This is a genomic window from Dellaglioa sp. CoH-57-MRSF-17 (genome assembly GCF_056782015.1).
In genome coordinates this window covers 165,670-180,203 of the sequence record NZ_JBXAXY010000001.1, presented here as the reverse complement: position 1 = coordinate 180,203, position 14,534 = coordinate 165,670, and the positions used below count along the sequence as shown (strand labels likewise).

Below are 14,534 nucleotides of genomic sequence, written 5' to 3'. Positions count from 1 at the left end.
TTTTTGATGGTTATTTTAAGTAATTCATATCTGATTCTGCAATTGTTGCATCTAAATCTGCAGTTTGTTTTGCTTTTTCTTCTTTAGTCCAGCTATAGTAACTTGCCATTTCGTTAATTACGCCAACTTTAACAGCATCTAATGTATCGCGATGGAAAAGAATATGGTTAGTACGACGCATTAAGTAATCAGTTGGTGTTAACGTCATTTCTTCTTCCATTGAATAGTGAAGACTAGCTGTTTCACCTAAAGAAAGTCCTTCTGCTGCTTTAACGTGAGTCATTTGACTAAATACACGTGCTGCATTTGAACCAAATAAGTTAGCAAATACTGTAGCTTCTTCTTCAGTCAACCCATTGTCCATTCCTTGTTTTGCGAAGAAACTAATTGTTGCTTCAACGTTGTTAGGATCAATATCACCACCTGAAACAGGTAAGTTTTTAGAATCAATCGCATTGAATTCTTGACTATAATTATCTTTCAATAATTTTGTAATTGCAGCCATGGCACCGGCAGCCATCTTACGGTAATCTGTAATTTTACCACCAGCTAATGTTAATAAGCCATCTTTTGAAATAGTCAATGAACTTCCACGTGAAACTTGTGATGCACTTGTCTTATCTTCAGAAAGTGTACTTTCCAAATCATTCAAGACATCTTCAACATCTGTTTTAGTTACTTCATCTTTTTCAAAACGTTCAATAACGTTAATAACATCATTGAAACTCTTCTCACTAATTTTACCTGAGTTTCCACCATTGTAATCTGAACTTCCGTTTGATGAAATCAATGGACGTAATCCAGCCCAACTTGATTCAATATCACTAATTTTGACATTAGCTGTTGGGAAACGTTCGTTAATAATATCAAGTAAGTAATCAGCATCTTCTTGTTCAACACGAGGATGTTCAAAATCACCATGGAAATCAGTATCTGTTGTTCCAAAATATGTTTTATCTTCTCTTGGCACAACGAAGATCATACGACCATCTTGTTTTCCAGAATCAAAGTATGTTGGTTGTGGTACATTTAATTTTTTAGAATCAACAACTAAATGAACACCTTTTGTTGGGCGCATTTGTGGTACAAAATCTTCATCAGTATCCATTTTACGGATAAAATCAGACCATGGACCCGTTGTATTAATAACATATTTAGCATGAATATCAAATTCTTCGCCACTAATTAAATCTAATACATGAACACCAGTAATTTTACCGTCAGCATGCAATAAGTCTAAAGCCTTGATACGACTAACCATCAAGCCGCCATCTTCATGTGCTTTTTTGATATTTTCAATAACTAAACGTGAATCATTATTCTTAAAATCAAGGTAGACACCGCCACCCATTAATTTATCAGATTTTAATTGTGGTTCGCGTTGTAAAACTTCTGCTTTAGAAATTGTGTAGTTAACCCATTGAGGATCAACAACACCTGCCAATTGATCATATAAATTCATTGCAACTTTTACTGAGAACATATCAAAAGTTGCGCCGGGTTCATCATAAATAGGCAATAACATTGATTGTGGACGTGGAATATGTGGTGCAATATGTTGAACCACTGCACGTTCTTGAACAGTATCAGAAACAACTCCGACGTCGAATGTCTTCAAGTAACGAATACCACCATGAACTAATTTTGTTGAACGCGATGATGTTCCTTCAGCGAAATCTTGCATTTCAATTAATCCGTTATTTAAACCCATAGCACTTGCTTGAATAGCAACGCCGGCACCGGTGATACCACCACCAATTGTTAATAAATCCAATTCTTCATTCTTTAATCGTTCGATATCTTGTTTTCTTGATGTTGCTGAAAATGACATAGTTGTATCCCCCTTATTTATTGTTTTTCTTCATTGGTTTATGTTTAAATACTCGAGTTGCTTCAACCGCTTGTTGCCAACCTGCGTATAGATCTTCGCTTTCTTCCACAGGCATTGTTGGTTTAAAAATATCCCCTTCAGTATACTCAGCTTTGAGTTCTTCTAGGTCTTTCCAATAACCAACGGCTAATCCAGCTAAGAAGGCTGCTCCTAAAGCAGTTGTCTCAAGGTCATGAGCACGTTCGATAGGTGTATTTAAAATATCTGCTTGGAAATTCATCAGATAATCATTCTTAGCTGCACCACCATCAACTTTTAGTAACGGAATTTTAATTCCCGTATCTAGTTCCATTGTTTTCACAACATCTCTAGTTTGGTAAGCCAATGATTGTAACGTTGCTTTAATGAAATCTTCACGTGTTGTTCCACGAGTAATTCCAAAGACTGAACCTCGTGCATCAGGATCCCAATAAGGTGCTCCCAATCCTGTAAAGGCAGGTACAACATAAACTTCATTATCATTCGTCGATTCTTTAGCTGCTTGTTCTGTGTCTGGTGCATGTTCCACCAAGCGCATCCCGTCTCTTAACCATTGAATTGCTGAACCAGCAACGAAGATACTACCTTCCAAAGCGTAATAAACTTTACCATTAATCCCATAACCAATTGTCGTTAATAAATTATTTTTAGATAATTTAGGTTCTGTCCCTGTATTCATGACAATAAATGAACCTGTTCCATAAGTATTCTTAACCATTCCTGGTTCAAATGCCATTTGACCAAACAAAGCAGCTTGTTGATCTCCAGCCATTCCTGAAATTGGCACTTCACTACCATAAAAATGATAATCTTTCGTATGTCCGTAAACTTCAGAATTTGATTTAACTTCTGGTAACATAACTGCTGGAATATTCATAATTTTTAGAATTTCTTCATCCCACTTCAAATCATGAATGTTAAATAACATTGTCCGACTAGCATTAGAATAATCAGTTACATGTGTTTCGTCACCTGATAATTTCCATGTTAACCAAGTATCAATAGTTCCAAAAAGTAATTCGCCTTTTTCGGCTCTTTCTTGGGCGCCATCAACATGATCTAAAATCCAACGAATTTTAGTTGCTGAGAAGTAGGCATCTATCAGTAATCCTGTCTTTTCATGAATTAATTCATCATAGCCATCTTGTTTTAATTGTTCCGCAATTTCTGCCGTTTGACGTGATTGCCAAACAATTGCGTTGTAGATGGGTAATCCCGTTTTCTTATCCCAGATAACAGTTGTTTCACGTTGGTTGGTAATCCCAACTCCTGCTATTTGCTTAGGTTTAATCCCGGAATCGATAAATGTATTTGCGATTGTCGATAATACTGCGTTCCATATCTCATTTGCATTGTGCTCAACCCAGCCAGGTTGAGGAAAATATTGTGGAAATTCGCGTTGTGCATCAGAAACTTTCTGACCTTTGTGATTAAATATAATTGCTCTTGTACTTGTCGTTCCTTCATCAATAGATAAAATATATTTTTCCAAATAACTCACATTCTTTCTTTTTAATTATTTATGAAAACGCTATCATTTACCAATATGGATATTATACATCTTCAAAAATACGTTGTCAATTAGATTGCGCAAAATACATTGTTACAAAATTTGTTATTCTCCCTCGTTTTGTAAACCTTTTCTTAAAATTATGGTATATTGGGACTAGTACCAATATGATTTTAATCTAGGGAGGTTATACTTATGAAAGCATTTGGCTTTAACCAATATGGTGACGCAACCGTATTTGAGGAATTAAAAGTTAATCCAGAAGTAGCGCTTAAATCAAAACAGGTTAGGGTTTCAATCGAAGCGATTGGCATTAACCCATTTGATGCAATTTTACGTGCCGGTTATATGAAAGACGTTATGCCTTTACCATTTCCAATTGTACCTGGAGGTGACGTAACGGGTATTATTACTGAAATTGGCGATGAAGTTACTCATTTTAATATCGGTGATGCTGTTGTTGTTCATAAGGCTTTCGGTGGCTACGCAGAAGAACTTGTCGTCTTTACATCACATATTGCTAAGCGACCTGATAATATGACGATTGCTGAAGCTGCTGGGCTACCAACACCTGGTATAGCGGCATACAATATTTTGAACTTTTTTGCAAAAGCAAGGGCTGGTGAAACCATCTTTATTGAAGGCGCTTCTGGAAGTGTCGGATCGATTTTAGTGCAACTTGCTAAATTGATGGAATTAACTGTTCTCGCTAGTGGTTCAAGCACCAACGAACCCTATGTTCGTCGACTAGGTGCAGATCATTATAGCGCCTACGATAAAGAAAATCCCGCCGAAACTTTTAAAGATATGGCTGACATTGTTGTTGATGCAACTCCTGGCGGTCTTGGCAGTGAGGTAGGCGTCAAAGCATTGAAGACAAACGGCAGAATGGTATCGTTAGTTAGCGTTCCAACCGACTCTGTTCAAGCATCAAAGCCACTCGCAGATTACTACCTTGTTGAGAATGTTAAAGAGTTAAAAGATAGTGACACGCTAACTTTCTTAACAGATTTAATGATGCAAGATGAATTAGAAATTAAAATAGCAAAAAAATATCACTTTAATTTAACCGATATTATTGAAACCCATAAACAATTAAATTCACCACATAATGCAGGTAAAATGGTTATAATCGTTAAAGGAAATTAAAAGTCTAAGGAGCATTTATTATGTCAGTAAACGAAAAGTTAACACAAGATGTTTATAAAGATTTAGGTGAAGCTGTTAATTTCACCATTCTAAACTTAAATCACAAAGATCAAAAAGTTGAATTAGAAGCAGTTCAAGAGCTATCTGACCGTATTCCGGCCATCATCCGTAGTATGAACGTTCGTTATCCAAAAGCTAACTTAAAAGTTGCCTTTGGTTTTGGCTCTGATGCTTGGGATTATCTTTTCCCTGATGCTATCAAACCTGTTGAACTTACCCATTTTAAAGAAATTGTTGGGCCTAAATACACTGCCATTTCAACTCCTGGCGATTTATTCTTTCATGTTCGCGCTGGTGAAAGTGCTGTTGTCTATGAAGTTATGGCGCAATTTATGCTTTTCATTAAGGATGTCACAACTGTAGAAGATGAAACACACGGCTTCCGTTATTTTGAAGGCCGCGCCGTTATTGGTTTCATTGATGGTACTGAAAACCCAGATGTTAATGAAGCACTCGATTACGCCGTTATTGGGGGCGAAGATCCTGATTTTACAAACGGTTCTTATGCTTTTGCTCAAAAGTATATCCATAATATGGCCGCTTGGAATGCCTTAAAGACTGAAGACCAAGAAAAAGCAATTGGTCGGAAGAAAGATTCTGATTTAGAATTAACTGACGAAGAAAAATTACCAAATTCTCATAACGTTGCTTCACAAGATATGAAAGATGGCATTGAGCATAAAATTGTCCGTATGAACGTTCCCTTCTCAGAACCTGGGAAAGACATTACAGGGACATACTTCATTGGTTACGCACGTCATTTTGCAGTAACTAATCGAATGCTCATTAATATGTTCGAAAGTAAAAGTGATCGATTATTAGATTTCAGTACCGCTGAAACCGGTAATTTATTCTTTATCCCTTCAAAAACAACTTTAGAACAAATTGTGGATGGAAATCTATAACACGAAAGTCTGAGATTATTTTTTCAGATGCAGATAAAATTCTCAATTATTATCATTAGAAATCTAAATCGGTGCTTACGAATCTTTATTTTCGTAAGCACCGATTTTATTTGATATAAATCATATTTGATTACTCTTCTTACACAAAAAAAGGATATCGCTTTAACAGCGATATCCTTTAAAATATTAATTATTTTTTAATTTCAACATATTCAAGATCAAACATCTTAGCAAGATCAACAACTTGTTGTTCCTTCACGTTCATTGAAAGAACAGTATGATGACCACCACCATTTTCAATCCATGAATGAACGCCTTCTTTAAAACTTGGTTCTGGAATCCATAATTGACGAGCTACTGGCAAGTTAGGAGCTTCAACTTCTGGTTTTTGACCTTCAACAGAGTTAATTAATAATTTGTATTCAGTACCAAAGTCAGACATTGAAACAACGACACCTTTACCATTTGAACCATCAAAGATCAAACGAGCTGGATCTTCGCGGTCACCAATACCTAATGGATGTACTTCCACGCGTGGTTTTGTTGAAGCTAATGTAGGATCAACTTCTAACATATGTGAACCAAGAGTTACTTCATGACCCGCACGTAAATCATACGTGTAATCTTCCATAAATCCAGTAGCTTTATTATGTGCAAGAACCTTCATCAAACGGTCGATTGCAGCAGTCTTCCAGTCACCTTCACCAGCGAAACCATAACCTTCAGCGTTTAAACGTTGAACAGCCATACCTGGTAATTGTTTCATGCCCCAAAGATCTTCGAAGTTAGATGTGAATGCATTGTAGCCACCACGTTCCATAAATTTACGTAAAGCAATTTCAATTCTAATTTGTTCTTTAACATGGTCTTCGTAGAAGGCAGGATCGTTGTCGCCAACAACCATATCGTACATACTTTCACATTCTTTATATGTTGCATTAATTTCAGCGTCAGTTACTTCTTTCATTTCAGCAACTAAATCACCAATACCAAAGTAATCTACAGTCCAACCAAATTTGATTTGTGCTTCAACTTTATCACCATCTGTAACGGCAACATTACGCATGTTATCGCCAAAACGAGCAACTTTAATGTTGAAACTTTCACCGTAAGCAACAGCAACATCCATCCAGTCAGCAATTTGTGATTGAACTGCTTCATCTTTCCAGTAACCAACAACAACTTTATTATGTTTTTGAAGACGAGCATTGATAAAGCCGTATTCACGGTCTCCATGAGCACTTTGGTTTGTGTTCATGTAATCCATATCAATTGTTGACCAAGGAATATTTTCACCAAATTGTGTTGCTAAATGTAGCAATGGTTTTTGTAATAATTTTGTTCCACGAATCCAGTTTTTAGCAGGTGAGAAAGTATGCATCCAAGTAATCACACCAGCAACTTTGTCTTCAAAGTTAGCTTCTTTCATGATGTTAGTAATAACTTCAGCAGTTGTTGCAACTTCTTTAAAGACAATTTTGTATGGTAGTGAACCACTAGCATTTAAATTATCAATAATTTTTTCTGCATCACCTTGAACAACGTCTAAAACATCTTGACCGTATAAACCTTGACTACCGACAACGAACCAAAATTCTTTTTCACTAACTTTTAACATAATATAATTCCTCCTAATAGTTTATTATTTTTAAAAACGTGTTTTAGTGTTTAATTTGACCATAATATGCATTTTTACCATGTTTTCTTAGGAAATGCTTATCCAATAAGTATTGTGGCATGTCAATTGCATGTGGATTCAATTGCAATGTATGATAAGTCATCTTTGCAACTTCTTCTAAGACAACAGCATTATGCACAGCATCTAAAGCAGATGTACCCCATGTAAATGGACCATGATCATTAACCAAAACAGCTGGAATTTGATCAGGATCGAGTCCACGTTTTTTGAACGTTTCGACAATCACGTCACCTGTTTGTTTTTCATATTCTGTGACAACTTCAGCTTCATTCATGATACGGCTTGCTGGAACTGAGCCATAAAAGGTATCTGCATGTGTTGTACCGGCTGCTGGAATATCCAAGCCTGCTTGTGCGAATGAAACAGCCCAAGGTGAGTGAGTATGAACGACACCTTTAATATTAGGGAAGTTATTGTATAGAATGCGATGCGTTTCTGTATCGCTTGAGGGATTCATATCACCCTCAATTTTCTTACCGTCTAAATCAACAACAACCATATCTTCAGGTTTTAAATCATCGTAATCAACACCAGATGGTTTGATGACGAATAACCCTTTTTCACGATCGATTCCACTCACGTTACCCCATGTAAAGGTAATTAAGTTGTACTTAGGTAACAGCATGTTAGCATCGTACACTTCTTGTTTTAGCTTTTCTAACATATATACTAGTTCCTCTTTTCTTCCTTAATTTTTTTTATTGCCTCTGACTCAATAGACAAGCCAGCTTCGTATCTAGCTATAAATGTATTGTAACCTTCTACACCTTCAGGTTCTGGGCTTAACGTCATACTTTCTGGGTCTACAAAAACTTCATGATCTAAGAAGTCTTCTAAGCTTTGACCGTTATTATTTTTCTTAGCAAATATTGCTAAGACAGCCATTCCCCAAGGTCCACCCTCACCAGCAGTATTCATAACCGTAATTGGAATATTCAACGTATTAGCTAATACTTGTTGTCCGATTACAGCTGTTTTTAAAATACCACCTTGAGCAATCATTACATCAGTTTGGATATGTTCTTCTTGACTTAAAATATCCATTCCAATCTTAAGTGGTGCAAATGCCGCATATAATTGCGTCTTGATGAAGTTAGGTAATGTAAAGTTACTGTTAGGTGTTCGAACAAATAATGGACGACCTTCAGGCATATGTGTAATATTTTCACCTGATAAGTAACTATAATTCATTAATCCACCTGCATCGGCATCAGCATGAGTTGATTCTAAGAATAATCGTTCATACAACTGATCTGGTGTTAAATGAACACCTAGTTTTGCTGCGAACTCGCCAAAGATTGAAGCCCATGCATTAATATCTGACGAACTATTATTAACATGAACCATTGCAACTGGCGCACCACTTGGTGTTGTTACAATATCAATATCTTTGTACACTTTTTTCATAGGCTGATCTAAAACAGTCATAGAAAAAGCAGAGGTTCCAACTGAGATATTACCTGTTCTCTTACGTACACTGTTGGTCCCAACCATCCCTGTACCTGCGTCACCTTCAGGTGGTGCCATCAAGCTACCACTTTCAAGTTTGCCACTAACATCAAGTAATTTAGCTCCTGTATCTGTTAATGATCCAGCATTTTCACCAGCTCTCAAAACAGTAGGTAGGATGTCTTTAATATCCCAATCATAAGCAGAAACTTTTTCAATACCACTGAATTTATCTAATAAATCAGCTGAGTATGTGCCTGTTTTTTCATCAATTGGGAAAATACCAGAGGCATCCCCAATTCCGATAACTTTTTTACCAGATAACATATAATGAACATAACTAGCTAATGTTTCTAAATGACCAATGTCATTTACATGGGCTTCATTATTTAAAACAGCTTGATAAAGATGTGCAATACTCCAACGTTGTGGAATATTGAAGTTTAACAACTCTGTTAATTCATCAGCTGATTGTTCTGTATTATTATTTCTCCATGTTCTAAAGGGAACTAATAAATCATCAGATTTCGAAAAGACAAGGTAACCATGCATCATAGCACTGATACCAATTGAATCTATTTTTGTTAATGATTCATGGTATTTGCTTTGAACATTTGCAGCCATTTGTCTATAACTAGCTTGAATCCCCGTCCAAACTTGTTCAAGAGAATAAGTCCAAAGACCATCCTCCAATTGGTTTTCCCAATTGAAGCTCCCTGTTGCAATTGTCTTAAAATCGTCCGTAACTAAAACTGCTTTGATACGTGTTGAGCCTAATTCAATTCCAAGTGAAACTTGACCATTTTTTATTGCTTGAGATGTTTTTACTAAATCCATATCAATTACACTCCTAACGTATAGGTTACTTAATTTCTTGTACCTTCTTTTTCAATTTCTTCTAATGAGCGACCACGTGTTTCTGGAACGAAGAAACGAATGAATAGAACACCTAATAAACAAATGATTCCGAAGATTGCGAACACAGCATCTTGTGGCATTGAAGCTGTCATAATAGGGAATAATAGTCCTACTAAGAATGATCCAATCCAGTTAGCTGAAGATGCAATTCCTGAAGCACTTCCACGAACAGCTAATGGGAATAATTCACCAACTAATACCCATGTAAGTGGAGCCCATGTAAATGAGTAGAATGCAACGTAGATACATAAGAAAACAACAATCATCATAGGACTCGTATTTGGTACAACCATGTTAATGATTGTAGGTAAGATAAATGATAGTCCCATTACTAAACCGCCAAGAATTAAAAGTGTTCTACGTTTAAATTTATCTGCAATAACTAAGAATAAGAGTGAACCTAAGACAAGGATAATCCCTTGAATAATTGGCCACATTAGTGCTGAACTTGCTTCATTCCCAGTTGCTTTTTCAACAATTAAAGGAATGTAATAGAAGATTGCGTTAGCCCCTTGGAATTGTTGGAATGCAGCAACACCAACACCGGCCATAACTAAGTAACGATATTTACCTGTGAATAATTGAACCATTGATGTTTTTTCAATATGATTTTCTTCACCCGCAGTAGTTTGAATATCAGCTAATTCTTGTTCAACTTCATTAGCTGGACGAATCCAAGTTAATACTTGGCGAGCTTCATCAACTTTATTTGTTTTAACTAAGAAACGAGGTGATTCTGGTAAACGTGAAACCCCAAAGTATAAAACAACAGCTGGTACTGCTGCTAAGCCAAGCATAACGCGCCATGCCCATGCTTCAGGTAAATCTTTTAATAGAAAATCCATAATATATGAAAGTAACATTCCGGAAACAATCATTGTTTGATTAATTCCTGATAGTCGTCCTCGTAATTTAGCCGGAGACATTTCTGACATGTATGCTGGTACTAATGCTGATGAAGCACCAACTGCTAGTCCAAGGAAAATACGAACAATAATTAAATACATTTGGCCATTATTTGGTGAGAATGATGCGAGTAATGAACCAATAACGAAAATAATAGCTGACATCAAAATCATTTTACGTCGACCTAGCTTATCTGAAAGCTTACCGGCTAACGCGCCACCAAAGATGGCACCGAACATAACTCCTGAAGTAATCCAACCAACGGTTCCGGCACTATTTTGAAGAGCCCAATCTTTTTGCAAGAATGGTAAAGCCCCCGTCATAACCCCGATATCGTATCCGAACAAAATTCCTCCGAATGACCCAAAAAAGTAAATAAACTTACTAGATATTTTCTTTTCTTTTTGCATATGACACCTCCAAATTTTATTGTCCGATTGGTACGACCAACCGAAAAACCTACAGCAACCGTTTTCTGAAAACGTTTGCATTTATCAACAAGGTCATTTTCTCACATTCATTCGAACAAATCAATAGTTATTTTTATTTGTTCGAATGAATTTCAAAAAAATAAGTATTACTCAAATTTGAGTAATACTTATCATGCTTTAATTCCTATTTTTAACGCTTTCTCGAATGATTAGCTTTGCATCATATACGACAGATTTCGCCGACATTGTTTTAGAATTAATCATTTTTAATAACATCGTCGCAGCTTCTCGGCCCATTTTTTCCTTTGGATGTCTAATTGTTGTTAATTTAGGTGACATATATTTTGATAATTGATAATCATCAAAACCAACAATTGAGATATCTTCAGGAATTTTCATTCCCATCGACTTAACAATATCTATTAATTTAATGGCAAGCTGGTCATTGTAACAAACAATCGCGGTTGGATGATCCGATCTATGCAGAATCTTTTCAATTTTTTTATAGATATTTTGCATTGAATCAGCAGATTGGTACATCAATATCTCACTTTGGTATGAAATAGCTGAATGTTCCATATAAGCTTGCACGAATCCATTCATTCTTAACTGACCTTGTTTATCATCCACTTTAAAAATACCAAGTATTTTTCCATGTCCTTCATTTATCAAATGCTCTGTAGCAACCTCACTACCATTAAAATCATTTAACTCTAAGTATGGAATTTCCAAGTTTTCATAATGTGCATTAATAAAAAGGACTGGTATTTTTTGCGCCACTATCTTTTCGTATAAATCCTTATTTTTATTTATTAATGCGCTTTGTGTTGGTTCTACGATTAGTCCAGATAAATTCATTTCAAGCATTCTTAAAAGGCTATATCGTTCTTTTTCAGCATTATCAAGCGTATTACTTAGCATGATTGTATATCCCTCTTCAGAAATAATACGATCTATTCCAGTGATAATATTTGGAAAAATATAATCAGCAATATGTGTCGTCATGACACCAATTATTTTATTATTTTGTGTCACTTTTTTTACAGTATGCCAATCATTAACGAAGATACCGCCACCTTGTATTCGGTAGACATACCCTGCATTCTCTAAATCACCAATTGCTTTACGAACCGCATAACGACTAGATTCGTAAATCGACATTAACTGTGATTCAGTCATTAATTTATCGTTTACTTCATATTCACCCGCGACAATTTTCGCTTTAATTTCACGATAAACATGCTCATATTTGTTTTCCAAATCAAATCCACCACCTATTAATTCTAATTTTACCATACCCAGTATGTTAACTACGAAATTTTCATACGCTTAATATAAAAAGTAACCAACTAAAATAGTAATTAGTTAGTTACTTTAATTTTTTCATTTATGGTAATTTATTTCCTGCTGCACGATAAATTTCGTACCATTCTTCATGTGTTAGCTCAAGTTCTGAAGCATTCGCAATTTCAACAATTCTTTTTGCGTTCATTGTTCCAGCAATCACCTGCATTTTAGCTGGGTGACGTAGAATAAATGCTGTTGCGATTCCAGTATTAGTTGTTTCTTTTTCTTTAGCTAAACGGTTTAAAACTTCATTTAATTCAGCAAATTTTGGATTATCTAAGAATGTACCTTCAAAGAATCCGTATTGGAATGGTGACCATGCTTGAATCGTCATTTTTTTAAGACGCGAATATTCTAAAATACCGCCATCACGATTAATTCCAGCATCATTAACCATATTCACATTTGTTCCCAAATCAATCATTCCAGTGTGCATGACACCGAATTGGAGTTGGTTAACTAATAGTTTCATATCCAAAGCTTGTTGTAATAAATCAACTTGCCCAGGATAGAAATTACTAACACCAAAATGACGTACTTTTCCAGATTTTTGTAGTTTTTCAAATACACGAGCAATAGCTTCAGGTTCCATTAACGTATCAGGTCTGTGTAACAATAAGCTATCAATATATTCCGTATTTAATCGTTTTAAAATACCGTCAACACTTTTTTCAATGTGTTCAGCAGTAAAATTATACTCTACACCTGGAACGATACCACATTTTGATTGAAGAATAATGTCTTCACGTGATAACCCAGTTTCAGTAAATCCTGCCGCAAACACTTCTTCAGCTTTTCCTGCACCATAAATATCTGCGTGATCAAAGAAATTAATGCCATGATCAACTGATGTTTGAATCATTTCTGCAGCTTGCCCAGTCGACAATTCTGGCATGCGCATGCATCCCAAACCGACAGATGATACTTGAAGTTCGCTATCGCCTAAATTAATCATTTTCATTTTATTACCCCTTTTCAAGTCATGCCTTGATTCTAGCATTCAAATCAAGAAGGCGCTACCAAAACGATTACTTACTAGATATATAACTGGGTTTCTGCTGGCTTGGTTTCACTAATCACATCACCATTATGGACTGATAACATAACGGCAGCACGTGTATTCAACGCATCATAAAAATTATCACTATCCATAATGACGAAATTAGCTGGTTTTCCAACTTCAATTCCATAATGATCCATAACATGCATAGATTTAGCGCCATTAGTCGTCACAAATCGGTAAGCATTCATAATTTGACTATAACCCATAATCTGAGTCGCATGTAATCCCATGTGCAAGGCGTCTAACATGTTGCCATCTCCCATTGGATACCATGGATCTTTGATGTCATCTTCACCAAATGCAACGTTCAACCCATTCTCATCCAATTCTTTGACGCGTGTTAACCCACGACGCTTTGGATATGTGTCAAAACGTCCACCTAAGAACATATTTACAAGTGGATTAGCAATAAAGTTCATTTCTGACATCTTCAATAAACGCATTAATTTGTACAAATAAGCATCATCATATGAACCCATCGCTGTTGTATGTGATGCTGTAACCTTATCTTTCATCCCTGTTTCTAAAGCTAATGTCGCAACGGTTTCCAAGCTACGAGAACTAGGATCATCGATTTCATCCGTATGTGCATCAAATAATAAATTATATTTCTGAGCCAATTCAAAAGCGAAATGGAGTGATTCAACTGCATATTCTCTATTAAATTCAAAATGGGGAATTGCACCAATTGCATCCACTCCTAATTCAGCAGCTTTTGTCATTAATTCCTTCCCATTTGGAAATGATAAAATACCTTCTTGTGGGAAAGCAACTAATTGTAATTCCATCCAAGGTTTAACTTCTTCGCGGACCTCAATTAAAGCTTTCAAAGCCACTAAATCAGGATCAGTCACATCAACATGTGAACGAACAAACTGAACACCATGGGCTGCCTGCATTTTTAATGCTGTAACAGCACGTTCTTTAACATCTTCATGGGTTAACGTCTTTTTACGTTCAGACCAAATCCGAATGCCATCAAATAAAGTCCCAGATTCGTTCCATTCCGGATCACCTGCTGTGAGCGTTGAATCCAAATGAACATGTGGATCAACAAATGGCGGTAACATCAATTTATCGGTTGCATCAATGACTTTTTCATCAGCATTTTGTTGTAAATTTACCCCAATCTCAGTAAACATGCCATTTTCTACTCGAATATCTTGTAATTCTTCTTTATTTTCAATATGTACTTGTTTAATTAACATCGATTATCACTCCTCATTA

The 14,534-nt window shown here is 35.9% G+C and carries 11 protein-coding genes; 2 read left to right on the top strand and 9 right to left on the bottom strand.

The features are described 5' to 3' along the window. Positions 1 to 10: 10 nt before the first annotated feature. Both glpO and glpK read right to left on the bottom strand, forming a co-directional pair. A complete protein-coding gene (gene glpO, locus AC1RPJ_RS00850; protein ID WP_481761003.1) occupies positions 11 to 1,831 on the bottom strand; it encodes a type 1 glycerol-3-phosphate oxidase in 1,821 nt (606 codons plus the stop codon). A gap of 13 nt (positions 1,832 to 1,844) precedes the next feature. After that, a complete protein-coding gene (gene glpK / locus AC1RPJ_RS00845) occupies positions 1,845 to 3,362 on the bottom strand; it encodes a glycerol kinase GlpK (RefSeq protein ID WP_481761004.1) in 1,518 nt (505 codons plus the stop codon). 213 nt (positions 3,363 to 3,575) lie between these two features. Here glpK and AC1RPJ_RS00840 point away from each other — a divergent pair, with 213 nt between their 5' ends. Next, a complete protein-coding gene (locus AC1RPJ_RS00840) occupies positions 3,576 to 4,529 on the top strand; it encodes an NADP-dependent oxidoreductase (protein ID WP_481761005.1) in 954 nt (317 codons plus the stop codon). 20 nt (positions 4,530 to 4,549) lie between these two features. After that, on the top strand, positions 4,550 to 5,494 hold the full coding sequence (locus AC1RPJ_RS00835; RefSeq protein ID WP_481761006.1) for a Dyp-type peroxidase: 945 nt from the start codon (positions 4,550 to 4,552) through the stop codon (positions 5,492 to 5,494). 190 nt (positions 5,495 to 5,684) lie between these two features. Here the strand turns inward: AC1RPJ_RS00835 and araA are convergent, their stop codons facing one another. The 7 genes from araA to codA all read right to left on the bottom strand — a co-directional run bounded on the left by araA (position 5,685) and on the right by codA (position 14,515). Then, positions 5,685 to 7,112, bottom strand: coding sequence for an L-arabinose isomerase (gene araA / locus AC1RPJ_RS00830; protein WP_481761007.1), 1,428 nt, complete (start codon positions 7,110 to 7,112; stop codon positions 5,685 to 5,687). 43 nt (positions 7,113 to 7,155) lie between these two features. Continuing rightward, positions 7,156 to 7,857, bottom strand: coding sequence for an L-ribulose-5-phosphate 4-epimerase (locus AC1RPJ_RS00825; RefSeq protein WP_409021771.1), 702 nt, complete (start codon positions 7,855 to 7,857; stop codon positions 7,156 to 7,158). A gap of 5 nt (positions 7,858 to 7,862) precedes the next feature. Further along, positions 7,863 to 9,479, bottom strand: a complete 1,617-nt coding sequence (locus tag AC1RPJ_RS00820; RefSeq protein WP_481761008.1) for a xylulokinase — start codon at positions 9,477 to 9,479, stop codon at positions 7,863 to 7,865. A 29-nt stretch (positions 9,480 to 9,508) separates the two neighbouring features. Then, positions 9,509 to 10,876 (bottom strand): sugar porter family MFS transporter, encoded by a 1,368-nt coding sequence (locus AC1RPJ_RS00815; protein ID WP_481761009.1) that lies wholly within the window; start codon positions 10,874 to 10,876, stop codon positions 9,509 to 9,511. 198 nt (positions 10,877 to 11,074) lie between these two features. Further along, positions 11,075 to 12,193 carry a GntR family transcriptional regulator gene (locus tag AC1RPJ_RS00810; RefSeq protein WP_481761010.1) on the bottom strand — a complete coding sequence of 373 codons (1,119 nt, stop codon included), beginning with the start codon at positions 12,191 to 12,193 and terminating at the stop codon, positions 11,075 to 11,077. A gap of 91 nt (positions 12,194 to 12,284) precedes the next feature. Continuing rightward, positions 12,285 to 13,205 (bottom strand): aldo/keto reductase, encoded by a 921-nt coding sequence (locus tag AC1RPJ_RS00805; protein ID WP_481761011.1) that lies wholly within the window; start codon positions 13,203 to 13,205, stop codon positions 12,285 to 12,287. 74 nt (positions 13,206 to 13,279) lie between these two features. After that, the gene (gene codA, locus AC1RPJ_RS00800; RefSeq protein WP_481761012.1) at positions 13,280 to 14,515 is read right to left on the bottom strand and encodes a cytosine deaminase; all 1,236 of its coding nucleotides are present in this window, start codon (positions 14,513 to 14,515) and stop codon (positions 13,280 to 13,282) included. Positions 14,516 to 14,534: the final 19 nt, after the last annotated feature.